The sequence below is a fragment of the Bradyrhizobium sp. USDA 4504 genome, assembly GCF_054063995.1.
The window spans coordinates 6511624-6537321 of sequence record NZ_JBSSGV010000001.1 but is presented as its reverse complement, the minus strand read 5'-3'; the positions used below and the strand labels follow the sequence as shown (position 1 = coordinate 6537321).

Genomic DNA, 25698 nt, shown 5'->3' with positions numbered 1-25698 from the left:
CGAGGGATGCGCACGCTTCTAGCGTGCCGTCCGCCGCGCGGCCATCGCGGAATTGCTCTCGGAGCAATGTGGCGGGGCGGTGGTGCGCTCCCTCGCCCCGCTCTCTTGTCCGCCGAAGCCCGCCTTCGGGCGAAGGCGGATGCGGGGTCGAGACGAGCGAAGCTCGCTCTGAGAGGGTTGGGGGTGAGGGGTTCTCTCAACGTGCAAGGACCGAGGTGAGACCTGTACCCCCTCATCCGGATCGCAAGAGCGATCCGACCTCTCCCCGCAAGCGGGGAGAGGCGAAGGAGCGGCTAATGCGCCTCGTCCCAATTGTTCGCGGCGCGGGCGTCGACCTGCAGCGGCAGCGACAGGATCACCGCCGGGAACGGCGCGTCCTGCATCACCTTCTGCACCACCGGCAGCGTCGCCGCGACCTCGTCGTCGGGCACCTCGAAGATCAGTTCGTCATGCACCTGCAAAAGCATCTGCGCCGAGAGTTTTTTCTCGGTGAGCGCGTCCTCGACGCGGATCATGGCGCGGCGGATGATGTCAGCCGCGGTGCCCTGCAGCCGCGCATTGATGGCGGCGCGTTCGTTGAAGGCGCGCACCGAGGCGTTGGACGCCTTGATGTCGGGGTAGTAGCACTTGCGCCCGAACAACGTCGTCACATAGCCGTTGCGGCGGCAGAAGTCCTTGGTCTCGTCCATATAGGCGCGGATGCCCGGGAAGCGCTCGAAGTATTTCTTGATGTAGGCCGAGGCCTCCTCGCGGGCGATGCCGAGCTGGTTGGCGAGGCCGAACGCCGAGATGCCGTAGATGATGCCGAAGTTGATCGCCTTGGCGCGGCGGCGCACCTCGCTCGGCATGTCCTTGATCGGCACGCCGAACATTTCGGATGCGGTCATGGCGTGAATGTCGAGCCCGTCGCGGAAGGCCTGGCGCAGCACCGGCACGTCGGCGATCTCGGCGAGCAGCCGCAACTCGATCTGGGAATAGTCGGCCGACACCAGCTTGTGGCCCGGCGTCGCGATGAACGCGCGGCGGATCTTGCGGCCGTCCTCGGTACGAACAGGGATGTTCTGCAGGTTCGGCTCGTTCGACGACAGCCGGCCCGTGGTGGTCGCGGCCAGCGCGTAGGTGGTGTGGACGCGATGGGTCTGCGGATTGACATAGGTCGGCAGCGCGTCGGTGTAGGTCGATTTCAGCTTCGAGACCTGGCGCCACTCCAGGATCTTCTTCGGGAATTCGTGGCCTTGCTCGGCGAGCTCGTCGAGCACCTGCGCGGTGGTCGACCACGCGCCGGTCTTGGTCTTGCTGCCGCCGGGCAATCCCATCTTGCCGAAGATGATGTCGCCGATCTGCTTCGGGCTGCCGACATTGACCGGCTCGCCGGCGATCTCCTGGATCTCGGCCTCGACGCGCGCAGCGGTCTGGGCGAAATCGCCCGACAGCCGCGACAGCACCTGGCGATCGATCGAGATGCCGCGCCGTTCCATCCGCGCCAGCACCGAGACCAGCGGCCGCTCCAGCGTCTCATACACCGTCGTCATCCGCTCGGCGACGAGACGCGGCTTCAGCACCCGCCACAGCCGCAGGATCACGTCGGCACTTTCGGCCGCATATTCGCTGGCCTTGTCGATCGTGACCTGATCGAAGGTCAGCTTGCCCTTGCCGCTGCCGACGAGGCCGCCGTAATTGACGACGGCGTGGCCGAACCAGCGCTCGGCGAGCGCCTCCAGCGCATGCGAGCCGCGGCCGGCATCGAGCGCGTAGCTCATGAGCTGCGCATCGTCGATGTTGCGCAGGGTGATTCCGTGCTGCGCCAGCATCACCGAGGTGAACTTGACGTCAAAGCCGACCTTCTGGATTCCAACGGACTCCAGCAGCGGCCTCAGCGCCGCCAGCGCCTCGGCGGTCTTGATCTGGCCCGGTGCGAGGCCGGCATCGAACAGGCCCGCGCCACCGCCGGCCTGCCGGTGGCCGAGCGGGACGTAACACGCAACGTTTGGCGCCAGCGCCAGCGCAAGGCCGGCGAGCTCGCCCTGCATCGGGTCGATCGATTCCGACATCGCCTCGATCGCGACATAACCGGTGTCGGGCACGCGGGCGATGAAGGCGTTGAGCTGATCGAGACTGCCGATCGCCTGATACGCCTTGCGGTCGAAGCCAATTTTCCGGATCGCCTCGCCACGGGCCTCGGCCAGCGTCGCCGGCGTGCCCTTGCGGCTCGAATTCTTGTCGTCGCGCGCGCCGGTCGGCTTGGCTTTCGGCAGCGGCGCCGCGGCCGATGCCGGAGCGTCTCCGGGCGCCGGCGTCACATCCGACGGCGGCAACGGCGAGAACACGCTCGCGCCGCTCTTGTTGCCGGGATCGGCATCGACATTGGCCGGGTCGATCTGCGCGTAGTCGGCGACGCGGCGGGTGAGGGTGGTGAACTCCATCGCCTTGAGGAAGGCGATCAGCCGGCGCGAGTCGGGCTCGTTCACGGCGAGGTCGTCGAGCGGCACTTCGAGGTCGACCTTGTCGTCAAGCAGCACCAGCTGGCGCGAGATGCGCGCCTTCTCGGCGTTCTCGAGCAGCGCCTCGCGCCGCTTCGGCTGCTTGATTTCGCCGGCGCGGAACAGCAGCTGATCGAGATCGCCATATTCGATGATCAGCTGCGCGGCGGTCTTGATGCCGATGCCGGGCACGCCGGGCACGTTGTCGGTGGAATCGCCGGCCAGCGCCTGCACTTCGACCACCTTCTCCGGCGGCACGCCGAACTTCTCGATCACCTCGTCGCGGCCGATGCGGCGATCCTTCATCGTGTCGTACATCACGACCTTGTCGTTGACGAGCTGCATCAGATCCTTGTCCGATGACACGATCGTCGTGGTCGCGCCGCGCTCGCTGGCGAGCCGCGCATAGGTCGCGATCAGATCGTCGGCCTCGAAGCCGACCTGCTCGAGGCAGGGCAGTTCGAAGGCGCGCACCGCCTCGCGGATCAGCGCGAATTGCGGGATCAGATCGTCGGGCGCCGGCGGCCGGTGCGCCTTGTAGTCGGGATAGAGCTTGTTGCGGAACGTGATCTCCGACTTGTCGAACACGATCGCCAGATGCGTCGGCCGGTTGTCCTCGGGCATGTCGCGGAGCAGCTTCCACAGCATGTTGCAGAAGCCGAGCACGGCGTTGACCTGCAGCCCGTCGGATTTGCGGTTCAGCGGCGGCAGCGCGTGGTAGGCGCGGAAGATGTAGGACGAGCCGTCGATCAGGAAGACATGGTCGCCCTTCGCCGTGGCCTTGGCGGCAACGGGCTTGGGGGCGGTCTTCGATGCGGGCTTGGCGGGGGCTTTGGAGGCTGTTTTCGGCATGGCCGAAACTTAGGGATTTTTGCGCGGATTGACAGCCTTTGCTGTGTGGATTCTGGGTGTGTCGCACAGCCAAATCGATAAATTCGAGGATGATGCAGGGCGTAGTCCCGTCATCCTGAGGTGCGAGCGCAGCGAGCCTCGAAGGATCGACGGCCACCAGCCGGGGCCGTGCATCCTTCGAGACTCCGCTGCGCGGCTCCTCCAGCGACAAAGGCGAAGCCTTTGCGCGGGGATGACGGGGACGGCACCGGAATGACTACGCCTTGTCGCCGGTCGGCGAGAACAGGTAGCCGCCGCCGCGGATGGTGCGGATCACGGACGGCTTGGTCGGGTCGAATTCGATCTTGCGGCGGATGCGCATGATGCGCAGGTCGACGGCGCGGTCGAAGGCCTCCGCGTCGCGCGCATTGGCGAGTTCCAGCAGCCGCTCGCGCGACAGCACCCGCTTCGGGTTGGCCGCGAACACCTTCAGCAGGCCGAATTCGGAGGCCGTCAGCGGATGCTCGTTGCCCTCGTCGTCGCGTAGCGCCTGGGCCTCGAGATCGAGCCATTTGGTGCCGAACCGAACCAGCTGCTCCTTTTCGGCCTTCGCGTTCGCCGGTTCCGGCGCCGCCGCTTTCGCCGGCCCGCTCCGCCGCAGCACCGAGCGGATGCGTGCCATCAGCTCGCGCAATTCGCAGGGCTTGGCCACGTAGTCGTCGGCGCCGAGCTCCAGCCCGACCACCCGGTCGATCGGGCTGGCAGTAGCTGTCAGCATGATGACGGGGACGTTGATCTTGCTCTTGAGGTCGCGAATGATCGACAGCCCGTCCTCCTCGGGCATGTTGAGGTCCAGCACCACGAGATCGGGCGTGCAGCCCTCGATCTCCTTGCGCAGGCTCTTGCCGCCGTCGCACAGCGTCACGCCGAAGCCGTGCATCTTGAGGTAATCGCCGACCATTTCGCGGGCCGGCGCCTCATCGTCCACGATGAAGATATGCGGGTTCTGGCTCATGATGTCTCTGTTGCCGGCAGTGTAACCGTAAAGGTCGACCCCTGTCCGGGGCCCGGGCTCTGCGCGGTCACATGGCCGCCATGCATGTCGATGATGCGCTTGACGATGGAAAGGCCGAGCCCGGTCGAGCTTTCGCCCGCGGTCGGCTTGGCCGACAGCCGCTGGAACCGGCCGAACAGCCGGCCGAGATCCTCGGGGCTGAGGCCGGGTCCCTGGTCGGCGATCCGGATCACGGTGTCGTCGCCCTCATGGCTGACTGTGACCGTGATCTTGCCGCCGATCGGCGAGTACTTGATGGCGTTGCTGACGAGGTTGTCGATCGCCTCGCGGATCCGGTCGGCGTCGCACATCGTGACGAATTGCTGCGGCCCCGAGACCGAGATGCTCTGCTGCTTGTTGACCGCCGAGGGCAGATTGGCCTCGGTGACCTCGTTGACGAGGGCCGCGACGTCGACCGGCTCGCGGCGGATGGTGATGTCGAACGCATCGGCCATCGCGTCCGAGATCAGATGGTCGACCATCGAGGTCAGCCGCTTGGTCGCGTCCCTGATGTGCTCGACCTGCGACGTGACGTTTTCCTTCGGCGAGCCGGCGCCGATCAGTTCGGTCAGCATCTCGGTGCGTCCGAGGATCACGCCGAGTGGGTTCTTCAGATCGTGAGCGACGGTGCCGAGGATTTCGTTCTTGAAGCCGTTGGCGCGCTGCAGCCGCAGCCATTGCGCCGAGAGCCGCCGGTTGGCCTGCATCAGCGCGCGGGTGCGCTGCGCGACGCGGTCCTCGAGCTGGGTGTTGGCCTCGTGCAGCTGCTGGTAGAGGATCACATTGTCGAACGCGATCGACAGCCGGCTCGAGAATATCTCGACCAGCGCACGGTCGGTGTCGGAGAGCTGGCGCTCGGCCTGCAGCAGCACCACGACCTCGCGGCCGCTGCCGGTGCGCGAATAGAGCACGCTGCGGTGGTCGGCGAACTCGTTCTTGCGGCGCTGGAATGCTTCCTCCACCATGTGCCGCAGGTCCGGATCGAGCGCCTTCGACGAGGTGGTGCCGATGAAGCGGCTGTAGCAGCCCGAGCAGGCCAGCACCGAGAAATCGGCCGCCGCCGAATTGCCGTCGTCGCGCAGCACCAGAATGCCGGCGCAGTCGACGTTGAGCAGCGAGGCGAGCTGGGTCAGCACGCCCTCGGCCAGCCGCTGCATCGATTTGAAATCGTACAGCGTCGAGGCCGCGTCGATGATGATCTCGAGCCCGCGCCGCGTCTGCACCATGCGCTCGAGCTGCTGGTAGCTGCGCAGCGCGGCGGTCAGCGACGTGAACAGCTTGTCGGCGGTGAGCTCGGTCTTCGCCTTGTAGTCGTTGATGTCGTATTGCACGATGACGCGCCGCTCCGGCGCCTGGCCGGGCTGGCCGGTGCGCAGGATGATGCGCACGGTCTCGTTCTTGATCTCGTTGCGGATGAACTCGACGAGCTCGAGGCCGGCGACGTCGGTCTCCATGATGACGTCGAGCAGCACGGCCGCGATGTCGGGGTTGTCCCGCATCAGCGTGCGGCCTTCGGCCGCAGAGTAGGCCGAGAGGATCTCCAGCGTCGAACCGTTCAGGTTGTAATCGCTCAGCGCGAAACGGGTGCCTTCATGGACGGCGTGATCGTCGTCGATGACGGCGATCTTCCATTTGCGGGCCGACGAGTCCTCCGGGGGGCTCTCGGTATCGTCGATCAGTTGGAGGACATCGTCCTGTTCGGCCATTGACTGGTTCCGTCGGCTGCTGCGTCAGCGATCGTGGGCTCGCCCTTGGCAGCCCCCTTGGCGATCCTGGGCATGATAATGCGAAAAGTGGTGCCTTGTCCTACCCTTGACTCCAGCATCATGCGTCCACCGAGCTGCTGGGTGACGAGGTTATAGACGATGTGGAGGCCAAGGCCCGTACCACCTTCGTTGCGGCGCGTCGTAAAGAACGGGTCGAACGCCTGCCGCTGCACGTCCGGCGTCATGCCCGCCCCGTCGTCTGCGAAGATGATCTCCACATCGTCGGCGCCGCGCCCGCGCGCCGAGATGGTGATGGTGCCGGAGCGGCCATCGGCAAAGGCATGATTGACGGCGTTGAGGAAAAGATTGGTTAAGATCTGCCCATAGGCGCCGGGATAGCCGTCGATCAAGAGCCCCTCGGGCACATCGACCGACAGCGCGATCGCGGCCTTCTTCAGCACCGGCCGCAGGCTCGCCACGATCTGGTCGGTGGATTCGCTCAAGGCAAACTGGCGGCGCTCGGCATGCGATCGGTCGACGGCGACCTGCTTGAACGACTGGATCAGCTCGCCGGCGCGCGTCAGGTTCGAGACCAGTTGCTGCGATGCGTCACGCGAGGCGCGGACGAACTCGTCGAGCCTGGAGCGGCGCAGCGGCTCGGTCTTCAAATCGTTCTCGAACATCTCGCTGCGGCGGGCAAAGCTCGAGGCCACCGTCAGGCTGATGCCGATCGGGTTGTTGACCTCGTGGGCGACGCCGGCAACGAGGCCGCCGAGCGCGGCGAGACGTTCGGCATCGATCAGGTTCTGCTGCGCGGTGTTGAGCTCGAGCAGCGCGCTTTCGGCCTCCTCCTTGGCGGTGCGCAGCTCGTCCTCGGTCTTGCGCTTGGCGATCGCGTTTTCACGGAACACTTCGACCGCGCGCGCCATGGCGCCGACCTCGTCCTTGGCCGACGTGCCCTGCACCGGCCGGTCGAGGTCCCCCGAGGTGATGGTGCGCATCGCGGCCATGATCTGCGCCAGCGGCAGCCGGATCGACAGCGCGATCATGACGCCGGCCGACATGATGACGCCGAGGAAGATCACGGCAATCGACAGCACCCGGCGCGAGATCGAGGTCAGCGTCTTGTCGAACGTCTCCTGCGCCTTCTGCTCGCGCTGGCGCATCTTCACCGAGAGATCGTCGATCGCGCCGATCGCATCCGCCTGGCTGGCGTCGATCGAGTTGCGCAGCAGATCGGTGCGGTTGGTGAGCTGCTCGCTGAGCTTGCCGAGCCCGTCGCGCAGCTCGGCGGTCTTGACCTTGAGCCGCGCCAGCGCCATGCGCTGCAGATCGTTCTCGGCCAGATCGGTCATGACCGGAATCGTCCGCTCGATCGTATCGATGTTGCGGCGGGCTTCCTCGGCCGACGAGGAGGCAAGCGAGAGGTAGTAGGCGTTGGCGGCGACCAGCAGCGAGGTGAACGCCTCGCGCGACTTGCCGAGCGCGGGCCAGATCAGTGCATCGCGATGGCCGGTCGCGCCCTCGATGATCGAATAGAGCCCGGCCATGTCCTTGGTCGGCGACAGCACCTGCTCGTCATAGGTCTTGGCGATCCTGGTCTGCACGGTGCGCAGTTCGCCGAAGCCGTCGAGGAAACGGCTGGTGACGCGCTCCAGCTGCTCGACCGAGCCTGACAGCATCGGGTCGGTCGAGGCCCGGTTGGTCAGCGTGCCGAGCACGGCCTCGCGGAGCAGCAGGATTTCAGCGAACAGGTCCGGGCTCGGCTGATTGATGTAGCGATGGATCAGGTTCTGCAGACGGCTGGTCTCGCTTTCGAGCTTGGCCAGGATCTTGTCGGATTCCCGCACCTGGCGGACATCCTCCCAGGCCGAGCCGAGCACCTTCGAGCCGTTCCAGATCAGCACCGCCAGCACGATCACGACCGCGGAGTTGAGCAGGGCGATCGAAAGGATGCGCCAGCGGATCGGGACCGCACGCAGCAACTGGACGATGCGGAAACGGCCCTGCGGCCCGAAGGCCGCCCGCCGTCGCTTCGTCCCGTCCTGCTCTGGTGCGTCCAAGATCCGGTTACTCCATGTTGCGGATGCGTTCGATCAGCGCTGATATCGCAGGATCGCGCTCGGCCCTGGCGTAGATGCCGGCCATCGCGGCTTCGAACGGCTTGCGGTCGATGTCGGTCACGATCTTGACGCCGGCCAGCTCCGCCTGCTGGCGCGAGCGCTCCTCGAGGTCGCGCCATCTCTCGCGCATGTAGGCGCTGGAGCGTTGCGCGGCCTCGCGGAAGATCGCCTGCTCCTCCGCCGAGAGGCTGGCCCAGGCCTTTTGCGACATCAGCAGCACGTCCGGACTGAAAGTGTGCCGGGTCAGCGTGTAGTAGCCGGCATATTTGTAGTGGCCGGTGGTGACGAAGGACGCCCAGTTGTTCTCGGCGCCGTCGATCAGCCCGGTGGCGAATCCGGTCAGCACCTGGCCGTAGGGCATCTGGACCGGCTGGGCGCCGAGCGCGCGCACCATGTCCGACATCCGTTCGGATTGCTGCACGCGCACCCGCAGTCCCTTGAGGTCGTCGAGCGAACGCACCGGGCGCACGCTGTTATAGATCGAGCGGGCGCCGGAATCGTAGAAGGCCAGCCCGACGAAGCCGTGATCCCCGAGACTGTTCAGGATCTCGCTGCCGATCGGTCCATCCAGCACGGTTTGCAGGTGTTCGGGCGATCGAAACAGGAACGGCATTGCCAGCACGTTGACCGACGGCACCATTGTCCCGATCAGCGCGACATTGGTCCGGTTCAAATCGATGGCGCCGGCCCGCGTCTGCTCCAGCGTCTCCTTCTCCTCACCCAGCTGGCGGGAATGGAAGACCACGATGCGGTGCCGGCCGGCGGTGCGTTCGGCGATCAGACGGTCCATGTAATTCAGCGCCTGGACGGTCGGATAGTCCTCATTCTGGGTATCGGCGGTCCGGAATTCGCGCGCAAAAACGCTCGCCGGGACCGCTGCCCATGACAGCGCGACGGCAAGCATCGTTATCCGCGAAAGGCCGGCGCGGCGGTACACAGGCTACTATTCCCCTTGTGAATTGTGTCCAGGGCGGGAAGAAAAGGTTCAACGCATTTTTAGCAGAATGGCGCTGGTTCGCCATCGGCCAAACGTTAAATCCGCGGTGCAACCTGCGGTGTAGGTTGAATCTGCGGTTGTGGCGCCTTATGAGGGCGTGGTGGCATCCGGGAACGGCTCGTCGTGAAGTTCGCTTTGAAGCTCGCCTTGAAGCTTTTGTACCTCGTCGTCGCGGCTCTTCTGCTTGTGTCGCCGGCGCGGGCGGCCACCGAGATCATGTGGTGGCACGCGATGTCGGGCGAGCTCGGCAAGCAGCTCGAGAAGCTTGCCGCCGATTTCAACGCCTCGCAATCCGACTACCGGATCGTGCCCGCCTACAAGGGCAACTATACCGAGACCGTCACCGCGGCGATCTTCGCCTTCCGATCGCGCAGCCAGCCGGCGATCGTTCAGGTCAACGAGATCGCGACCGCAACCATGATGGCGGCCCGCGGCGCGATCTATCCGGTGTTCGAGCTGATGCGCGATCAGTCCGAGGCATTCGCGCCGTCGGCCTATCTGCCCGCGGTGGCCGGCTACTATGCCGATGTCGACGGCAACATGCTGTCGTTCCCCTTCAATGCCTCGACGCCGATCCTCTACTACAACAAGGATATGTTCCGGTCCGCCGGGCTCGATCCGAGTGTGCCGCCCAGGACCTGGCCGGAGCTCGGCGTCGTGGCCAAGCGGCTGCGCGCGGCGGGCGCGATGTGCGGCGTGACCACGTCGTGGCCGTCCTGGATCAATGTCGAGAACTTCTCCGCCTTCCAGAATCTGCCGATCGCGACCAAGGCCAACGGGTTTTCCGGGCTGGACGCCCAGCTGATCTTCAACAATCCGCTGGTGGTGCGCCACATCGCGCAGCTCGCGCAGTGGCAGGCCGACAAGACCTTCGACTATAGCGGCCGCGGACAGGCGGCCGAGCCGCGCTTCCAGAAAGGGGAGTGCGGCATCTTCATCGGCTCGTCGGGCACGCGCGCCGACATCAAGGCCAATTCCAAATTCGAGGTCGGCTACGGCATGATGCCGTACGAACCCGACGTGCAGGGCGCGCCGCAGAACTCGATCATCGGCGGCGCGACGCTGTGGGTGCTGCGCGACCGGCCGCGCGCCGAATACGCCGGCGTGGCGAAGTTCTTCGCCTATCTGTCGCGGCCGGAGGTGCAGGCCACCTGGCACCAGAACACGGGCTACCTGCCGATCACCCGCGCCGCATTCGATCTGACCCGCGCGCAGGGTTTCTACGATCGCAATCCCGGCGCCTCGATCTCGATCGAGGAGGTGACGCTGAAGCCGCCGACCGACCATTCGAAGGGCATCCGCCTCGGCTCGTTCGTCCTGATCCGCGACGTGATCGAGGAGGAGCTCGAGCAGGTGTTTGCCGGCAAGCGATCGGCGCAGGCCGCGATGGACAACGCCGTCGAGCGCGGCAACCGCCTCTTGCGCCAGTTCGAGCGCGCCAATCCGGATAGGTGATGAGGTTATGCGTTGCCTTAACCTCCCCTTGAAGAGGGGAGGTCGCTTTGCTCGCCAGAGCAAAGCGGGCGGGGATCTTCTCTCACCACTTGCAGCGTCGCTTGCAGCTGACCCCCATCCCGACCTTCCCCCTTTCAGGGGGAAGGAGAAGACGGCTGTGTAGCCCGGATGAAGCGAAGCGAAATCCGGGGCCGGTCTTTCAGGCGGCACAGAATCCCGGATTACGCTTCGCTTCATCCGGGCTACGAAATAGCTTCCCGTCATTGCGAGGAGCGAAGCGACGAAGCAATCCATTCGCTGTACAAGCGGTGCCATGGATTGCTTCATCCGGCGGCGCTTCGCGCCGACCGGGTGGCTCGCAATGACGGTCCGAGAGATGATCGCTTCCCTTCCACTCCTCACCAACTACGACAGCTACCGCGCCTGGCGCAGCGACACGTCGCGCTGGTTGCCGGTCGCGCGCGATATTGCTGATGGCCACGGGCTGTCGTGCGTCGCGCCGCATGTGTTCTCGACCGGCACCAATCTGGTTGTCGGGCTGGACGATAACCTGATCCTCAAACTCTTCCCGCCGTTTCTGCGCCCGCAATTCGTGTCCGAGCGCGGCGCGCTTGCCGGGTTGCGCGGACGGCTCGGCATTCCGATTCCCGACCTTGTCGCGGAGGGCGAACGCGACGGCTGGCCGTATCTCGTCATCACTCGCCTGTCCGGCACCGTCGGCTCGGAGGTCTGGCCATCGCTGTCGGAAGCCGAGCGCGAGCGCGTGCTCGCCGAGATCGGGGCCGTGATTGCCGAGGTGCAGCGCGTGCCGCCCGGCAGCCTGCGCGCTATCGAGCCGCGCTGGGAGGCCTTCATGCGCGGGCAGATCGCGCAGTGCCGGGCGCGCCATGAGCGGCTCGGCCTGCCCAAAAAATTCCTCACCTCGCTCGACGATCTCCTGCGTGACGCCGCTGAGTTGATCCCAATGAACGCGCCGCCGGTGATCCTGACCGGCGAATACATCCCGGAGAACTTTCTGCTCGGACGCCGGGCCGACGGCTGGCACGTCGCCGGCCTGTTCGACTTCGGCGACGTCCGGGCCGGATGGGGCGAGTACGACCTGCTCGGTCCCAGCGCCTTCATGGCCGCCGGGCATCCGCGCCGGGTGCGCAGCCTGTTCGACGGCTTCGGCATCTCGCGCAGCGATGTGACGTTCACGCTGAAGCGGCGGCTGATGGCGCTCTTGATGCTGCACTCTGCCAGCGATCCGCTCCGGCACATCTGCATCGACGGCTGGCCGGACCGGGTCGACGACTTCGTGCAATTGCAGGAGCTGATTTGGCCGGATTAGCGCGCTTCAGCGCGCGGCCTCTATTGCCGGCCACAAAGCAAGCAGAAGCCGCTTCATGCTCATTTTTTGAGCATATAGCCTGGCTTTGTATGCAATTGGCGATCTAAGATTTTGCCCGACCGGGATACCGGCCGACGTTTTACCTCGCTCCGGCAAGGCATTAGCAGTACATAAGATTTCGTTAAGGGTTGGCACAATCCTTGCGATCTGAGTTCCAAGGCCGTTTCCCAAGGCGTTGGAGCATCACATGAAGCGTCGCGATTTCCTCAAATCGGTGTCCGGGCTGGCTGCGGGGGCGCTGGCGCCGACCGCGCCCGCGATCTGGTCGCCGGCCAAGGCCGACGCGCGCTCCGAGACGCTGCTCATCGTCTCCGAAGGCGGACCCAACAATCTCGATATCCACGGCGTCGGCACCAACGTGCCGGGCTACGAGGTGTCGTGGAATTGCTACGACCGCCTGATCAGCCACGAGATGAAGAGCGGTCCGGGCGGCGTGCCCTATTACGACCGCGACAAGTTCAAGCCTGAGCTCGCCGAGGACATCAACATCGGCGACATGTCGGTCACCTTCAAGCTGCGCAAGAACGCCAAATTCCATGACGGCACGCCTGTCACGGCGAAGGACGTCAAATGGTCGCTCGACCGTGCCGTCTCTGTCGGCGGCTTTCCGACCTTCCAGATGAGCGCGGGCTCGCTGACCAAGCCCGAGCAGTTCGTGATCGTCGATGACACCACGGTGCGCGTCGACTTCCTCAGGAAGGACAAGCTGACGATCCCCGACCTCGCTGTGATCGTGCCCTGCGTCGTCAACTCCGAACTCGTGAAGAAGAACGCCAGCGAGAAGGATCCGTGGGGCCTCGAATTCACCAAGCAGCAGACCGCGGGCTCCGGCGCCTACAAGGTGACCAAATGGACCGCCGGCACCGAAGTCGTCATGGAACGCAACGACGAGTGGGTCTGCGGTCCGCTGCCGAAGATCAAGCGCGTGATCTGGCGCATGGTGCCGCAGGCCGGCAACCGCCGAGCGCTGCTCGAGCGCGGCGATGCCGACATCTCCTATGAGCTGCCGTTCAAGGACTTCCAGGAGATGAAGGCGAGCGGCAAGCTCAACGTGGTCTCGCTGCCGTTCTCCAACGGCATCCAGTATATCGGCATGAACGTGACCAAGCCGCCGTTCGACAATCCCAAGGTACGGCAGGCGATGGCCTACGCGATGCCGTATCAGAAGATCATGGATGCGGTGCTGTTCGGTCTCGCCAACCCGATGTTCGGCGCGGCCAAGGACAGGCCGACCGAGGTCGCCTGGCCGCAGCCGACCAAATATTACACCGACATGGAGAAGGCCAAGGCGCTGCTCACTGAAGCCGGCTACGCCAACGGATTCGAGACCACGATCTCGTTCGACCTGAATTTCGCAGGGGTCAACGAGCCGCTCTGCGTGCTGGTGCAGGAGAGCCTGGCGCAGCTCGGCATCAAGACCACCATCAACAAGGTGCCCGGCGCCAATTGGCGCACCGAGCTCACCAAGAAGGAAATGCCGCTGTTCACCAACGTGTTCTCGGGCTGGCTCGATTACCCCGAGTACTTCTTCTACTGGTGCTACCACGGCAACAATTCGATCTTCAACACGATGAGCTACAAATCGCCCGAGATGGACAAGCTCATCGACGGCGCACGCATTGCCGCCGCGAATGGTGACACCGCGGCCTACGACGCCGACGTCAAGGGTTTCGTCGATCTCGCCTTCGCCGACATCCCGCGCATCCCGCTCTATCAGCCCTTCGTCAACGTCGCGATGCAGAAGAACGTGACGGGCTACCAATACTGGTTCCACCGCCGCCTCGATTATCGCGCGATGGCGAAGGGGTGAGGCGCTCATGCTTGCGATGATCGGCAAGCGGCTGCTGTTCGCGATCCCGTCGCTGATCGGGGTCGTGATCGTGACGTTCCTTTTGACGCGTGCGCTGCCGGGCGATCCCGCGGCGTATTTTGCTGGCCCCGCGGCCACCAAGGAGGCGGTCGACCAGATCCGGAAGAAGCTCGGCTTCGACAAGCCGCTGATCGAGCAGTTCGTCCGCTACACCAACGATCTCGCCCATGGCGATCTCGGCACATCGCTCACCACCGGCCAGCCGGTGGCGGCCGAGCTGCGCAACCGCCTGCCGGCGTCGGCCGAGCTCACTCTGCTCGGCCTCGTCGTCTCCATCGTGATCGCGATCCCGCTCGGCGTGCTGGCGGCGACGCGGCCGGGCTCCTGGATCGACCATCTCTGCCGCGTCACCACCACGGCCGGCGTGTCGCTGCCGGTGTTCTTCACCGGGCTCGTGCTGGTCTATCTGTTCTACTTCCGGCTCGGCTGGTCGCCGGCGCCGCTCGGCCGGCTCGACGTGTTCGCTAGCGCACCGCCGACCGTCACCGGCTTCTATCTCGTCGACACGCTGATCGCGCGGGACTTCGAGGCGTTTCGTTCCGCGCTCAGCCAATTGATCCTGCCGGCGGTGACGCTCGCGATCTTCTCGCTGGCGCCGATCGCGCGGATGACGCGGGCCTCGATGCTGGCGGTGCTGGCGTCCGACTTCGTCCGCACCGCGCGTGCCAGCGGCCTGTCGCCCGGCAAGGTGATCGTCACCTACGCCTTCCGCAACGCGATGCTGCCGGTCATCACCACGCTCAGCATGGTGTTCTCGTTCCTGTTGGGCGCCAATGTGCTGGTGGAAAAGGTGTTCGCCTGGCCCGGCATCGGCTCCTACGCGGTCGAGGCGCTGATCGCATCCGACTTCGCGCCGGTGCAGGGCTTCGTGCTGACCATGGCGGTCATGTACGTGCTGCTCAATCTGCTGATCGACATCCTCTACGGCGTGATCGATCCCCGCGTCAGGCTGGAGGGCTAGAGCATGAGCACCGTAGCTCCAACCGTCGAACCCGCAGGACCCGCCCGCACGTCGGGGCTTGCCGCGGCGTTGGAGCAGACCCGCTACGTCTTGAGCGAAAACAAGGTCACCGGCTTTGCCTTCGCGCTGCTGGTCCTGATCCTGTTTGCCGCGCTGTTCGGGCCCTACGTGGTGCCGTACGACCCGCTCGCCTCCGACACCGCGGCTGCATTGAAGCCGCCGTCCGCCGCGCACTGGTTCGGCACCGATCAGCTCGGCCGCGACATCTTCAGCCGCGTCATCGTCGCGACGCGGCTCGACACCTTCATCGCGGTCGCCTCCGTCGTGCTGGTGTTCCTGATGGGCGGGCTGGCCGGCATCGCCGCCGGCTATTTCGGCGGCTGGACCGACCGCATCGTCGGCCGCATCGCCGACACCATCATGGCGTTTCCGCTGTTCGTGCTGGCGATGGGCATCGTCGCGGCGCTCGGCAACACCGTGCAGAACATCATCATCGCGACCGCGATCGTGAACTTCCCGCTCTATGCCCGCGTCGCACGCGCAGAAGCAAACGTCCGCCGCAATGCCGGCTTCGTGCAGGCGGCGCGGCTGTCCGGCAACGGCGAGTACCGCATTCTGCTCGGGCACATCCTGCCCAACATCATGCCGATCATGATCGTGCAGATGTCGCTGACCATGGGCTATGCTATCCTCAACGCCGCGGGCCTGTCCTTCATCGGGCTCGGCGTCCGGCCACCGACCGCGGAGTGGGGCATCATGGTCGCCGAGGGCGCGGGCTTTATGGTGTCGGGCGAGTGGTGGATCGCGCTGTTCCCGGGCCTGGCGCTGATGATCGCGGTGTTCTGCTTCAACCTGCTCGGCGACGGCCTGCGCGACATCGTCGATCCGCAGCGGAGGACGTGATGATGTGGACCTGGCTAACGCATGCGCGCTTTCTTCGCCTCTCCCCGCGTGCGGGGAGAGGCCGGGCCGCGTTAGCGGACCGGGTGAGGGGGGCGCTCCGCGCACTCCTCAGCCAGTTGTACGTGCCGATAGATGCCCCTCACCCCAACCCTCTCCCCGCAAGAGCGGGGCGAGGGGGCGCACTGGACAGGCGGAGAACATGATGCCTGTCCCGGTCCGGTGCCGTGCTACCGCTCCGCTCCTTTGCATGGGGTTGATTTGCGGATTTTTGGATGACGCACCCCATGAGGGGAGGCGCGCATGACCGCCCAGCCGCTGCTCGACGTCAGCGACCTCACGGTCGAGTTCACCACCCGCCGCGGCATCGTCAAGGCGGTGCAGCACGTCAACATATCCGTCGGCAAGGGCGAGACCGTCGGCATCGTCGGCGAGTCCGGCTCCGGCAAGTCGGTGACTTCCTATGCCGTGATGCGCATCCTCGACCGCGCCGGCCGGATCGCCGAGGGCTCGGTGATGTTCTCCGGTATCGACGTCAAGTCGGCCTCGGAGAGCCAGATGCGCGATCTGCGCGGCCGCGAGGTCTCGATGATCTTCCAGAACCCGCGCGCCGCGCTCAATCCGATCCGCAAGGTCGGTCACCAGATCGAGGACGTGCTGCGCCAGCATGTGCAGCAGGCGCAGGTCACCGATCGCGGCGAGACGGCGATCGAGGCGCTGGAGCAGGTCAAGATCGCGCGCGCACGCGAGCGCTACCACGCCTATCCGTTCGAGCTGTCCGGCGGCATGTGCCAGCGCGTGGTCATCGCGCTCGCGCTGGCCTGCAATCCGCAGCTTCTGATCGCCGACGAGCCGACCACCGGGCTCGACGTCACCACCCAGAAGGCGGTGATGGACCTGATCGTCGAGCTGACCCGGCGCCGGGCGATGTCGACGATTCTGATCACGCATGACCTCGGCCTCGCCGCCGCCTATTGCGACCGCGTCGTGGTGATGGAGAAGGGCCGTGTGGTCGAGACCGCCAAGTCGGCGGACATCTTCGCCGCGCCCCGGCATGCCTACACCAGGAAGCTGATGCGCGCGACGCCGCGGCTCGGGGTGTCGCTCCGGGATCTGTTGCCGGAGGAGGATTCGCTTGCCTCTCCCCGCGTGCGGGGAGAGGCCGACACGCTCGGCAGCGCACTCGCGCGCCAGAGCGTGGCGGGTGAGGGGGACCCTCCACGGGCCGTGCCTGCGGATGCGGCCCCTCACCCCAACCCTCTCGCCGTAAAGAACGGGGAGAGGGGGCGGATGGAGCCTCTCCTGTCAGTCGAAAGGCTCGTCAAGGAATACCCGCGCCAGGGCGCGGGCGGGATGCTGGCAAAGTTGTTCGGGCGCAAGCCGCCGGTCGAGGAAGAGACCTTCCGTGCGGTCGACGGTATCAGCTTCTCGATCGATCATGGCGAGAGCGTCGGGCTGGTCGGCGAATCCGGCTGCGGCAAGTCGACGACGTCGATGATGGTGATGCGGCTGCTGGACCAGACCTCCGGCCGCATCATGTTCGACGGCGAGGACATCGGCGGCATCACGCCGCAGTCGTTCGCGCGGCTGCCGCGGCGCAGCCAGATCCAGATGGTGTTCCAGGATCCGACCGACAGCCTCAACCCGCGCTTCACCGCGGCGCGCGCCATCGCGGATCCGATCATGCAGCTCGGCGACATCCGCGGGCGCGACGCGCTCCGCACCCGCTGCGAGGAGCTCGCGCGGCTGGTCGGCCTGCCGGTCAATCTGCTGGATCGCTTCCCGCACCAGCTCTCCGGCGGCCAGAAGGCCCGCGTCGGCATCGCACGCGCCATCGCGCTGCACCCGAAGCTCGTCATCCTCGACGAGCCGACCGCGGCACTTGATGTCTCGGTGCAGGCGGTGGTGCTCAATTTGCTGCAGGACCTCAAGCAGTCGATGGGCATGAGCTATTTGTTCGTGTCGCACGACCTCAATGTCGTGCGCCTGCTGTGCGATCGCGTCATCGTGATGCGCGCCGGTCGCATCGTGGAGCAGGGCACATCCGAACACGTCTTGGGCAATCCGCAGGATGCCTATACAAGGGAGCTGCTGACGGCGATCCCGCATCCGCCGCTGCCGGTGTCTTGACGCATGATCCGGAAAAGTGGGGACCGGTTTTCCTCGCGACAAACGCGGAACGCGTTTGCGCGGAGATCATGCGCAAAATCGTTATTGGGAGCGAAATGACCGATCATCTCGACGACTATATGAACGCCGTCGCCCGCGCGATGGCGTTGCCGCTGGAGGACGCCTGGCGTCCGGCGGTGCGCGCCAATCTCGACGTCTCGCTGCGACTGGCGCGGCTGGTCGATGACTTCCCGCTGCCGGACGACGTCGTGTCGGCCGCCGTCTATTCGACCTGAGACCCCGATGTCCGAAACTCCCGTTCCCATGTCGGCCGCCGAGATCGCGCAGGCCGTCTCAAACCGCAAGATCACGGCTCTTGCCGCGACCGAGGCTGCGCTGGCGCGGATCGCCGCGCATGACAAGGTCCTCAATGCCTTCACCGACGTCACCGCCGATCGCGCGCGCGCCAGGGCCAGCGCGGTCGATGCCGCGATCGCCGCCGGTCAACCGGTCGGCCCGCTCGCCGGCGTGCCGTTCGCGGTCAAGAACCTGTTCGATGTGCAGGGCCTTCCGACCCGCGCCGGCTCGAAGATCAACCGCGACCTGCCGCCGTCGCCGCGCGATGCGACGCTGATCGAGCGGATGGAGGCGGCCGGTGCGGTGCTGGTCGGCGCGCTCAACATGGGCGAATACGCCTACGACTTCACCGGCGAGAATGTGCATGACGGCCCGTCGCGCAATCCGCATGATCCGGCGCGGATGACCGGCGGCTCCTCCGGCGGCTCGGGCAGCGCCGTCGGCGGCGCGCTGGTGCCGATCGCGCTCGGCTCCGATACCAACGGCTCGATCCGCGTGCCGTCGTCATTCTGCGGCACGTTCGGTTTGAAGCCGACCTACGGCCGGCTGTCGCGCGCGCGGTCCTATCCGTTCGTCGCCAGCCTCGATCATCTCGGCCCGCTAGCGCGCAGCGTGAAGGACCTCGCGCTCGCCTACGACGCCATGCAGGGGCCTGATGCCGATGATCCGGCCTGCATTGTGCAGTCGGTCGAGCCGACCGTGCCGTTGCTTGCCAATGATATTGGCGGGCTGCGGGTTGCGATCGCCGGCGGCTATTTCCAGCAGAATCTGTTTCCGGAGGCGGCAGAGGCGGTCGCGCGTGTCGCGAAGGCGCTCGGTGCCGCGCGGATCGTGGAGCTTCCCGAAGCTGCGCGCGCTCGCGCCGCGGCCTACATCATCACCACGACCGAGGGTGCCGCGCTGCATCTCGATCGCCTGCGCAAGCGTCCCAACGATTTCGATCCGGCGGTGCGCGACCGTCTCATTGCGGGCGCGATGATCCCGGCGGTCTATGTCGACAAGGCGCAGAAATTCCGCCGCTGGTATCGCGCGAAGGTGATGGAGCTGTTCCAGTCGGTCGACGTGATCCTGGCGCCGGCGACGCCGTGCACCGCGCCGAAGATCGGTCAGGCCAGTTTCACGCTCGACGGCGTCGAGCTTCCGGTGCGCGCCAATATCGGCATCCACACCCAGCCGATCTCCTTCATCGGTCTGCCGGTGGTCGCCGTGCCGGTGCCGCTTGAGCCGCTGCCGATCGGCGTGCAGATCATCGCGGCGCCCTGGCGCGAGGACGGCGCGCTACGGGTCGCCTATGCGCTGGAACAGATGGGCGTTGCGGCCGCGCCGGCGCCGAGAGGACTCTGATATGGAAATCGATATTCCCGACGTCGTCGCTGAGGTCACCGCGCAGTTCCAGCGATATGAGAAGGCGCTGGTCTCGAACGACGTCGCGGTGCTCGACGAGCTGTTCCGCGACGACCGCCGCACGCTGCGTTACGGTATCGGCGAGAACCTTTATGGCTATGCCGAGATCATGGCGTTTCGCGCCGGGCGCTCGCCGGTCGGGCTGATGCGCAAGCTCGAGCGGACCGTGATCACGACCTATGGCCGCGACACCGCGATCGCCTCGACGCTGTTCTACCGGGACAGCGCGCCGGGTAGAGTGGGGCGGCAGATGCAGACGTGGATTCGCTTCCCCGAGGGCTGGAGAATCGTCGCCGCCCATGTCAGCGTCATCGACGAACCCAAAGGTGCTTGAAGGGCGCTTGAGGATGAGCCTGGAAGATCTGCCGCAGGGCGCAGAATCCGAGATGACGGTGCGCCGCATCGATCGGCCGTCGTCGCTGGTCGACAAGGTCACCCGTGCCGAAGAGCTGCGGCTGCAACTCGCCGACGAGATCGTGCGTGGCACGCTGCCGCCGGGGGCCGGGCTCGATGAAACCGACCTTGCGCGGCGCTTCAACGTCTCGCGCACCCCGGTGCGCGAAGCGCTGCGGCAGCTTGCCGCCAGCGGCCTGATCGATGCCCGAGCGCATCGCGGCGCCGTGGTGGCGCGGCCCTCGCTTGAACGGCTCACCGGCATGTTCGAGGCGATGGCCGAGCTGGAGGCGATCTGTGCCGGCCTCGCCGCCGAGCGGATGACGGCGGCGGAGCGCCACGCACTGGAAGCGATCCACGAGGAGTTGCGGGTGCTGAGCTACACCGGCAATCCCGAGCGCTTCCATGAGGTCAATGAGCGCTTCCACAACGCGATCTATGCCGGGTCGCAGAACGCCTACATCGCCGAGATCACTTTGGCGACGCGGGTGCGCGTGCAGCCGTTCCGCCGCGCCCAGTTCCGCAACCTCGGCCGTCTGGCAAAATCCCACGCCGAGCACGACCGCGTCGTCGTCGCCATCATGCGCGGCGACAAGACAGGCGCCGCCGCGGCGATGCGCGCCCATATCGAGCAGGTGCGCGGGGAGTACGAGACCTACGCGGTGTCGGTGTAGCTTCTCCTTACCTCGCCCCGCTTGCGGGGCGAGGTCGGATTGCATCGCAGACGCAATCCGGGTGAGGGGGTACAGGTCTCTCGATAGTCCTCCGCGCGGAGAGATGCCCCTCACCCCCACCCTCTCCCCGCGAGAGCGGGGCGAGGGAGCGCACTTCCGCTGCGGCTAGGCTTTCGCCCTCTCCGCCATGAATGCGCGCCAGCCGCCATAGGCGGAAATGTCCTTCGCGCCCTGGATCGCGGCGGGCTCGACGATGAAGCCCTTGGCCTGCCGTCCGTCGGCGAGCCTGATCGTGCCGATCGACAGCGGCGGCGGGATCGCGGCGACGAACGTTCCGAATGCTGCCGGTGACATCGCCCACAGTTCGAGCTTGATCGCTGCGCCGGCACCGGCCTCGATGCGCAGCATGCCGGGCTTCGGCGGCGTGGTGTCGAGCGCGTAGAGCCTGTAGTCCGGTGCGGTGACCGCCTCTTCCAGCAGGCGCGCATCGAGCGTCGTCAGCTCGTGGTTCAGCGCCATGCCGGAGAGATGCGCACCGACCACCGCGATGGTGATGTCGTCGGAGCCGGCCTGCGTCGGCGCGGCGGTGAGCGGCGGCTGCGGAAGTGAATTGGCGCCGAGTGTAAGTCCGGTGTCGGCGTGAAACACGCGGCCGATGCCGGCAAGCTCGGCGTCGCGGCCGGCGCGCGCGAGCAGCGTGATGCCGAACGGCGCGCCGTCGGGCCGCATCGCTGCCGGCAGCGCCAGGCCGCACATATCGAGCAGGTTGACGAAATTGGTGTAGGTGCCGAGCCGCGAGTTCAGCTCGATCGGATTGGCGAGCACATCGGCGGTGGAATAGACGGTCGGGGCGGTCGGCAGCACGATCGCATCGAGTTGCGCAAGGCTGCGCTCGGCGACGCGGCGCAGCGCCTCGAGGCGGTACAGCGCAGAAAAAGTATCGGCGGCAGTTGGACGCGATCCGCCGACGGTGATCTCGCGCGTCACCGGATGGACCGCCTCGGGCGACGACGCCAGCAGGTCGCGGATCACGAGATAGCGTTCCGCCACCCACGGGCCCTCATAGAGCAGCCGCGCGGTCTCGTAGAACGGCGCGAGGTCGAACTCGACGAGGTTGGCGCCAAGCGCCTGCCAGCGCTTGCACGCCTCGCCATAGGCCTCCTCGGCCTCGCGATCGCCGAAGAATTTCAACTGGCCGGTTTGGGGAATGCCGAGCTTCAGCTTGGCCGGAAAGCTCGCCAGCGGGGCCAGCGCCCGGTCGCGCGAATACGGATCGGACTGATCGGGCCCGGACATGACGGCGAGCGCGGCCAGCGCGTCGTCGGCGGTGAGCGAGAAGATCGAGACGCAGTCGAGCGTGCGGCAGGCCGGCACGACGCCGGTGGTCGAGATCAGCCCGAGGCTCGGCTTGAGCCCGACGATGTTGTTGAGCATCGCCGGCACGCGGCCGCTGCCCGCGGTGTCGGTGCCGAGCGACAGCGGCACCAGGCCCGCGGAGACCGCGACCGCGGAGCCCGAACTCGACCCGCCCGGCACCAGATCGCCGCGCACCGGGTTCCTGGGAATGCCGTACGGCGAGCGCACGCCGACCAGGCCGGTGGCGAACTGGTCGAGATTGGTCTTGCCGATGATGACGGCGCCGGCCGCGCGCAGTTTCGCGACCACGGTGGAATCCTGCTCAGGCAGATAGGAGAACGCCGGGCAGGCGGCGGTGGTCGGCAGGCCCGCGACGTCGATATTGTCCTTCACCGCGACCGGCACGCCGTAAAGCGGCAACGTCGGATCGGCGAGCCGCTCGGCCTCGGCAAGCGCATCCTTCTCGTCGCGCAGGCTGATGAAGATGGCGGGATCGTTGTGCTCGCGGATGCGCTGGTAGCTGCGCGCCACGGTTTGGGCCGGCGTCATGGTCCCGGCGCGGTGCGCGGCGACGATCGCGGCGACAGTTTCAGTCACGTGCTTGGCCTCATCTCGTGAGCGGGAGGCGTCGGATGCCATCCGCAAGGGAATTGCAGCCTGGTCGAAGCAAGCAATGTGCCATTGTGTACAATTCGCCCGCGTCCGTCGCGCGGCGGATTATTGCACAATATCAGTTGCTTGAAATGCTCGTCGGGAACGGACGTAGGCCGGTATGAGAGAGTATCTGCCCAATTTAAAGGCAAATCCGGTCAAGCCGAAATCTCGGTCGAAAGGTCAGGTGAAGGAGGCGAGGATGCGCAACAAATGCTCGCGGTTTTCCTTGCCGATCTTCTCGGCCACATGCCGCTCATGCTCGGCGGCGAGCCGCTTGAACTGCGCCAGCGCGGTCTTGCCGCGCGCGGTCAGATGCAGCGCATGGGAGCGGCGGTCTGTCGCGGAGGGGACGCGGCTGACGAAGTCGCGGTCTTCCAGGCTGTCGAGCAGATGCACCAGCCGCGCGCGCTCGATCCCGAGCCGCTTTGCCACCGCCATCTGACTGAGGCCTGGATTGGCCCCGATCACGGTCATCACCGAATACTGGGTTGGGCGGATATCGACCGTCGCCAGCGTCTTGATGAAGTCCTGAAAGATCCAGAGCTGGAAGCGGCGCACCGCATAGCCGGCGTGACCGACCAGCGCGTCGAGGCCGATGTCGTCGCCGGCCTCGCCGTTGGGCGCCGCGCCATTTGCTCCGTGCGATCGGGGGCGGCGGATTGCCGCTGCCGTTCCTGCCGCCTTGCGCGATGTCTTTTGCTGGCTCGCCATGACCGCAAGGCTAGCGCGCCCAAGCTGGGATGGAAAGATTGTTGTTGACGACAACAATTGATGTCCGCAACATTATGACCAAAGAGCCCGGCCGGGACCGCGGCGCCGCACCATGTTGCGGCGCGATCCCGATAAGACACGGGTGACAAGACTTGGGCGAGGAGGAAACCATGACGATGGCCGCCGCCAGCGGAGACAATCCGAGCAGCCTGTTCGCGACGCCCGCGATCGTTGCGGATCGCCGCGACGACGGCAGCATCCTGGTCCGCTCCACCACGCCGCTGAAGCAAGGCGCCCGCTGCGTCGGCGACTGGCTGGAGCATTGGGCGCAGCAGGCGCCGGATCGCATCTTTCTCGGCGAGCGCGCCAATGCCGATGCGCCCTGGAGCACCGTCAGCTATCGCGACGCGCTCGGCATCGTGCGGCGGGCCGCATCGTGGGTGCTAGCGCAAGGGCTGAGCACGGAACGTCCGCTCGTCATCCTCTCCGACAACGGCATCGATCACGCGTTGTTCGCGCTCGCTGCGCAGCATGTCGGCGTGCCCTCGGCCGCGATCTCGCCGGCCTATTCCTTGATGTCGAAAGACTTCGACAAGCTGAAGAGCATGATCGAGCTGCTCGACCCCGGCGCGATCTACGTCGCAAGCACAAGGCCGTTCGCGGCGGCGCTTGCCGCAATCAAGCCGCTGCATCGCGCAACCATCGTCAGCGGCAATCCGGACGACGCCGACGCATTGTCGTTCCGTACCGTCGCTGCCACGCCGGAAGCGCCCGGGGTCGCCAAGGCGTTCGCGGCGGTGACGGCTGACACGATCGCAAAATTCCTGTTCACCTCGGGCTCGACGGGCACGCCGAAGGCCGTGATCAACACCCAGCGCATGCTGACCTCGAGCCAGCAAGCCAAGGCGCAGACCTGGACGTTCCTGGAGCAAGCGGGCGAGGAACTGGTGATCCTGGACTGGCTGCCGTGGAGCCACACCTTCGGCGCCAACCACAACTTCAACCTGGTGCTGCGCAACGGCGGCACGCTCTATATCGACGGCGGCAAGCCGGCGCCCGGGCTGTTCGCGACCTCGCTGGCCAACCTGCGCAGCGTGGTGCCGACGGTCTATTTCAACGTGCCGCGCGGCTTCGACATGCTGATCGCGGCGCTGCGCACCGACGACGAACTGCGCAGAAAATTCTTCGAGGGCACCAAATTCGCCTTCTATGCCGGCGCGGCGCTGCCGCAGAATCTGTGGGACGCGCTGGAGGACTTGTCGCTGCGGACGGTCGGTCGCCGGCTGCCGATGGTGTCGGCCTGGGGTTCGACCGAGACCTCGCCGCTGGCGACCGATTGCCACTTCCTGGCCAAACGCTCCGGCAATATCGGCGTGCCGATCCCCGGCACCGAGCTCAAGCTGGTGCCGTCGGGCGACAAGCTCGAGGTGCGCGTGCGCGGGCCCAACGTCACGCCGGGCTACTGGAAGGCGCCCGAGCTCACCGCTGAGGCCTTCGATGCCGAGGGTTTTTACAAGATCGGCGACGCCGTCACCTTCGCCGATCCCGCACGGCCCGATCTCGGCCTGTTCTTCGACGGCCGCGTGGCGGAGGATTTCAAGCTCAATTCCGGCACCTGGGTCAGCGTCGGCACCTTGCGCGTCGCCGGCATCGCGGCGCTGGCGCCGCTCGCGCAGGACATCGTCGTCACAGGCCATGGCCGCGACGAGGTGCGCTTCCTGGTGTTTCCGAACCTCGCCGCCTGCCGTTCGCTGGCAGGGCTGCCCGAGAGCGCCGATGCGCGGGAGGTGATCGGTCATCCGGCGGTCCGTGCTGCGGTTGGGCGGGGGCTGGCGACGCTGAAGGCGCAAGGCGGCCATTCCTCCGGCCATGCCACCCGCGCGCTGCTGCTGGCCGAGTCCGCCTCGGTCGACGGCGGGGAGATCACCGACAAGGGCTACATCAATCAGCGCGCCGTGCTGACGCGCCGCGCCGCAGCAGTGGCGGTATTGGAGGACGACGGGTCGGGTGAGGCGATCGCCTGCGCGGGCGTGTGAGGCGATTTGTGCATCTGACGCGCCAGCAGCGCGCCGCGTACACTGCCGTCGTCCCTGCGGAAGCAGGCACCCATACTCCGCGGCCGAAATTGTGAACAAAGTTCGTCGTTCCGCCGACATGCGATAATCAGCATTTTGTGGTTATGGGTCACGGCTCGGAGGCCGGGACGACACCGCGTTTGTGGCACGGATCATCCAAGTTTCAGCTGTCCAACCCGCCAAGTCCCCGCTGCTTCC

General features: G+C 66.2%; 18 protein-coding genes. 11 read left to right on the top strand and 7 right to left on the bottom strand.

Features of this window, described 5'->3' with window-relative positions; all coding sequences use genetic code 11:
• Window positions 1-293: 293 nt before the first annotated feature.
• The 5 genes from polA to ACVMB1_RS30695 form a co-directional block, all read right to left on the bottom strand.
• The gene (gene polA, locus ACVMB1_RS30715) at window positions 294-3332 is read right to left on the bottom strand and encodes a DNA polymerase I (RefSeq protein ID WP_076831067.1); all 3039 of its coding nucleotides are present in this window, start codon (window positions 3330-3332) and stop codon (window positions 294-296) included.
• Window positions 3333-3588: 256 nt separating this feature from the next.
• Window positions 3589-4326: a response regulator gene (locus ACVMB1_RS30710; RefSeq protein ID WP_076831064.1), complete on the bottom strand. Its 738-nt coding sequence runs from the start codon at window positions 4324-4326 to the stop codon at window positions 3589-3591.
• Window positions 4323-6071 (bottom strand): ATP-binding response regulator, encoded by a 1749-nt coding sequence (locus ACVMB1_RS30705; protein WP_057019490.1) that lies wholly within the window; start codon window positions 6069-6071, stop codon window positions 4323-4325. The genes ACVMB1_RS30710 and ACVMB1_RS30705 overlap by 4 nt, the downstream gene beginning before the upstream one ends.
• On the bottom strand, window positions 6041-8038 hold the full coding sequence (locus tag ACVMB1_RS30700) for a sensor histidine kinase (RefSeq protein WP_168859052.1): 1998 nt from the start codon (window positions 8036-8038) through the stop codon (window positions 6041-6043). Before ACVMB1_RS30700 ends, ACVMB1_RS30705 begins: the two co-directional genes overlap by 31 nt.
• A 103-nt stretch (window positions 8039-8141) precedes the next feature.
• Window positions 8142-9098 (bottom strand): TRAP transporter substrate-binding protein, encoded by a 957-nt coding sequence (locus ACVMB1_RS30695; RefSeq protein ID WP_076831094.1) that lies wholly within the window; start codon window positions 9096-9098, stop codon window positions 8142-8144.
• 228 nt (window positions 9099-9326) lie between these two features.
• On the opposite strand from ACVMB1_RS30695, the gene ugpB reads away from it, so the two are divergent.
• The 10 genes from ugpB (at window position 9327) to ACVMB1_RS30645 (ending at window position 20704) form a co-directional block, all read left to right on the top strand.
• Window positions 9327-10646, top strand: a complete 1320-nt coding sequence (gene ugpB / locus ACVMB1_RS30690) for a sn-glycerol-3-phosphate ABC transporter substrate-binding protein UgpB (RefSeq protein ID WP_083715136.1) — start codon at window positions 9327-9329, stop codon at window positions 10644-10646.
• Between the two features lie 361 nt (window positions 10647-11007).
• Window positions 11008-11976 (top strand): aminoglycoside phosphotransferase family protein, encoded by a 969-nt coding sequence (locus ACVMB1_RS30685; RefSeq protein WP_244558913.1) that lies wholly within the window; start codon window positions 11008-11010, stop codon window positions 11974-11976.
• Window positions 11977-12223: 247 nt separating this feature from the next.
• The gene (locus ACVMB1_RS30680; protein WP_057019531.1) at window positions 12224-13846 is read left to right on the top strand and encodes an ABC transporter substrate-binding protein; all 1623 of its coding nucleotides are present in this window, start codon (window positions 12224-12226) and stop codon (window positions 13844-13846) included.
• A 7-nt stretch (window positions 13847-13853) separates the two neighbouring features.
• Window positions 13854-14867 (top strand): ABC transporter permease, encoded by a 1014-nt coding sequence (locus tag ACVMB1_RS30675; protein WP_057019487.1) that lies wholly within the window; start codon window positions 13854-13856, stop codon window positions 14865-14867.
• 3 nt (window positions 14868-14870) lie between these two features.
• Complete coding sequence (locus ACVMB1_RS30670; protein WP_057019486.1) at window positions 14871-15770, top strand: ABC transporter permease; 900 nt, start codon at window positions 14871-14873, stop codon at window positions 15768-15770.
• 300 nt (window positions 15771-16070) lie between these two features.
• Window positions 16071-17897 carry a dipeptide ABC transporter ATP-binding protein gene (locus ACVMB1_RS30665; protein WP_076831059.1) on the top strand — a complete coding sequence of 609 codons (1827 nt, stop codon included), beginning with the start codon at window positions 16071-16073 and terminating at the stop codon, window positions 17895-17897.
• A 95-nt stretch (window positions 17898-17992) separates the two neighbouring features.
• Window positions 17993-18172, top strand: coding sequence for a DUF4089 domain-containing protein (locus ACVMB1_RS30660; protein WP_018269566.1), 180 nt, complete (start codon window positions 17993-17995; stop codon window positions 18170-18172).
• 7 nt (window positions 18173-18179) lie between these two features.
• Window positions 18180-19577 (top strand): AtzE family amidohydrolase, encoded by a 1398-nt coding sequence (locus tag ACVMB1_RS30655; RefSeq protein ID WP_076831056.1) that lies wholly within the window; start codon window positions 18180-18182, stop codon window positions 19575-19577.
• A 1-nt stretch (window position 19578) separates the two neighbouring features.
• Window positions 19579-19971 (top strand): oxalurate catabolism protein HpxZ, encoded by a 393-nt coding sequence (gene hpxZ / locus ACVMB1_RS30650; protein WP_076831053.1) that lies wholly within the window; start codon window positions 19579-19581, stop codon window positions 19969-19971.
• 13 nt (window positions 19972-19984) lie between these two features.
• A complete protein-coding gene (locus tag ACVMB1_RS30645) occupies window positions 19985-20704 on the top strand; it encodes a GntR family transcriptional regulator (RefSeq protein ID WP_057019483.1) in 720 nt (239 codons plus the stop codon).
• Between the two features lie 165 nt (window positions 20705-20869).
• Here ACVMB1_RS30645 and atzF read toward each other — a convergent pair whose 3' ends face one another.
• Together atzF and ACVMB1_RS30635 are read right to left on the bottom strand one after the other, a co-directional pair.
• Complete coding sequence (atzF, locus tag ACVMB1_RS30640; protein ID WP_076831050.1) at window positions 20870-22699, bottom strand: allophanate hydrolase; 1830 nt, start codon at window positions 22697-22699, stop codon at window positions 20870-20872.
• Window positions 22700-22894: 195 nt separating this feature from the next.
• A complete protein-coding gene (locus tag ACVMB1_RS30635; protein ID WP_141339780.1) occupies window positions 22895-23425 on the bottom strand; it encodes a MarR family winged helix-turn-helix transcriptional regulator in 531 nt (176 codons plus the stop codon).
• Window positions 23426-23595: 170 nt separating this feature from the next.
• Between ACVMB1_RS30635 and ACVMB1_RS30630 the strand changes: the two genes are divergently transcribed.
• Window positions 23596-25461 (top strand): feruloyl-CoA synthase, encoded by a 1866-nt coding sequence (locus ACVMB1_RS30630; RefSeq protein ID WP_375166543.1) that lies wholly within the window; start codon window positions 23596-23598, stop codon window positions 25459-25461.
• The last annotated feature ends 237 nt before the right edge of the window (window positions 25462-25698 follow it).

Bases quoted from the DNA above. Each gene is read 5' to 3' on its own strand.
- polA (WP_076831067.1), bottom strand. From the start codon at position 3,332: ATGCCGAAAACAGCCTCCAAAGCCCCCGCCAAGCCCGCATCGAAGACC.
- ACVMB1_RS30710 (WP_076831064.1), bottom strand. From the start codon at position 4,326: ATGAGCCAGAACCCGCATATCTTCATCGTGGACGATGAGGCGCCGGCC.
- ACVMB1_RS30705 (WP_057019490.1), bottom strand. From the start codon at position 6,071: ATGGCCGAACAGGACGATGTCCTCCAACTGATCGACGATACCGAGAGC.
- ACVMB1_RS30695 (WP_076831094.1), bottom strand. From the start codon at position 9,098: ATGCTTGCCGTCGCGCTGTCATGGGCAGCGGTCCCGGCGAGCGTTTTT.
- ACVMB1_RS30685 (WP_244558913.1), top strand. From the start codon at position 11,008: ATGACGGTCCGAGAGATGATCGCTTCCCTTCCACTCCTCACCAACTAC.
- ACVMB1_RS30680 (WP_057019531.1), top strand. From the start codon at position 12,224: ATGAAGCGTCGCGATTTCCTCAAATCGGTGTCCGGGCTGGCTGCGGGG.
- ACVMB1_RS30675 (WP_057019487.1), top strand. From the start codon at position 13,854: ATGCTTGCGATGATCGGCAAGCGGCTGCTGTTCGCGATCCCGTCGCTG.
- ACVMB1_RS30670 (WP_057019486.1), top strand. From the start codon at position 14,871: ATGAGCACCGTAGCTCCAACCGTCGAACCCGCAGGACCCGCCCGCACG.
- ACVMB1_RS30665 (WP_076831059.1), top strand. From the start codon at position 16,071: ATGACCGCCCAGCCGCTGCTCGACGTCAGCGACCTCACGGTCGAGTTC.
- ACVMB1_RS30660 (WP_018269566.1), top strand. From the start codon at position 17,993: ATGACCGATCATCTCGACGACTATATGAACGCCGTCGCCCGCGCGATG.
- ACVMB1_RS30655 (WP_076831056.1), top strand. From the start codon at position 18,180: ATGTCCGAAACTCCCGTTCCCATGTCGGCCGCCGAGATCGCGCAGGCC.
- hpxZ (WP_076831053.1), top strand. From the start codon at position 19,579: ATGGAAATCGATATTCCCGACGTCGTCGCTGAGGTCACCGCGCAGTTC.
- ACVMB1_RS30645 (WP_057019483.1), top strand. From the start codon at position 19,985: ATGAGCCTGGAAGATCTGCCGCAGGGCGCAGAATCCGAGATGACGGTG.
- atzF (WP_076831050.1), bottom strand. From the start codon at position 22,699: ATGGCATCCGACGCCTCCCGCTCACGAGATGAGGCCAAGCACGTGACT.
- ACVMB1_RS30635 (WP_141339780.1), bottom strand. From the start codon at position 23,425: ATGGCGAGCCAGCAAAAGACATCGCGCAAGGCGGCAGGAACGGCAGCG.
- ACVMB1_RS30630 (WP_375166543.1), top strand. From the start codon at position 23,596: ATGACGATGGCCGCCGCCAGCGGAGACAATCCGAGCAGCCTGTTCGCG.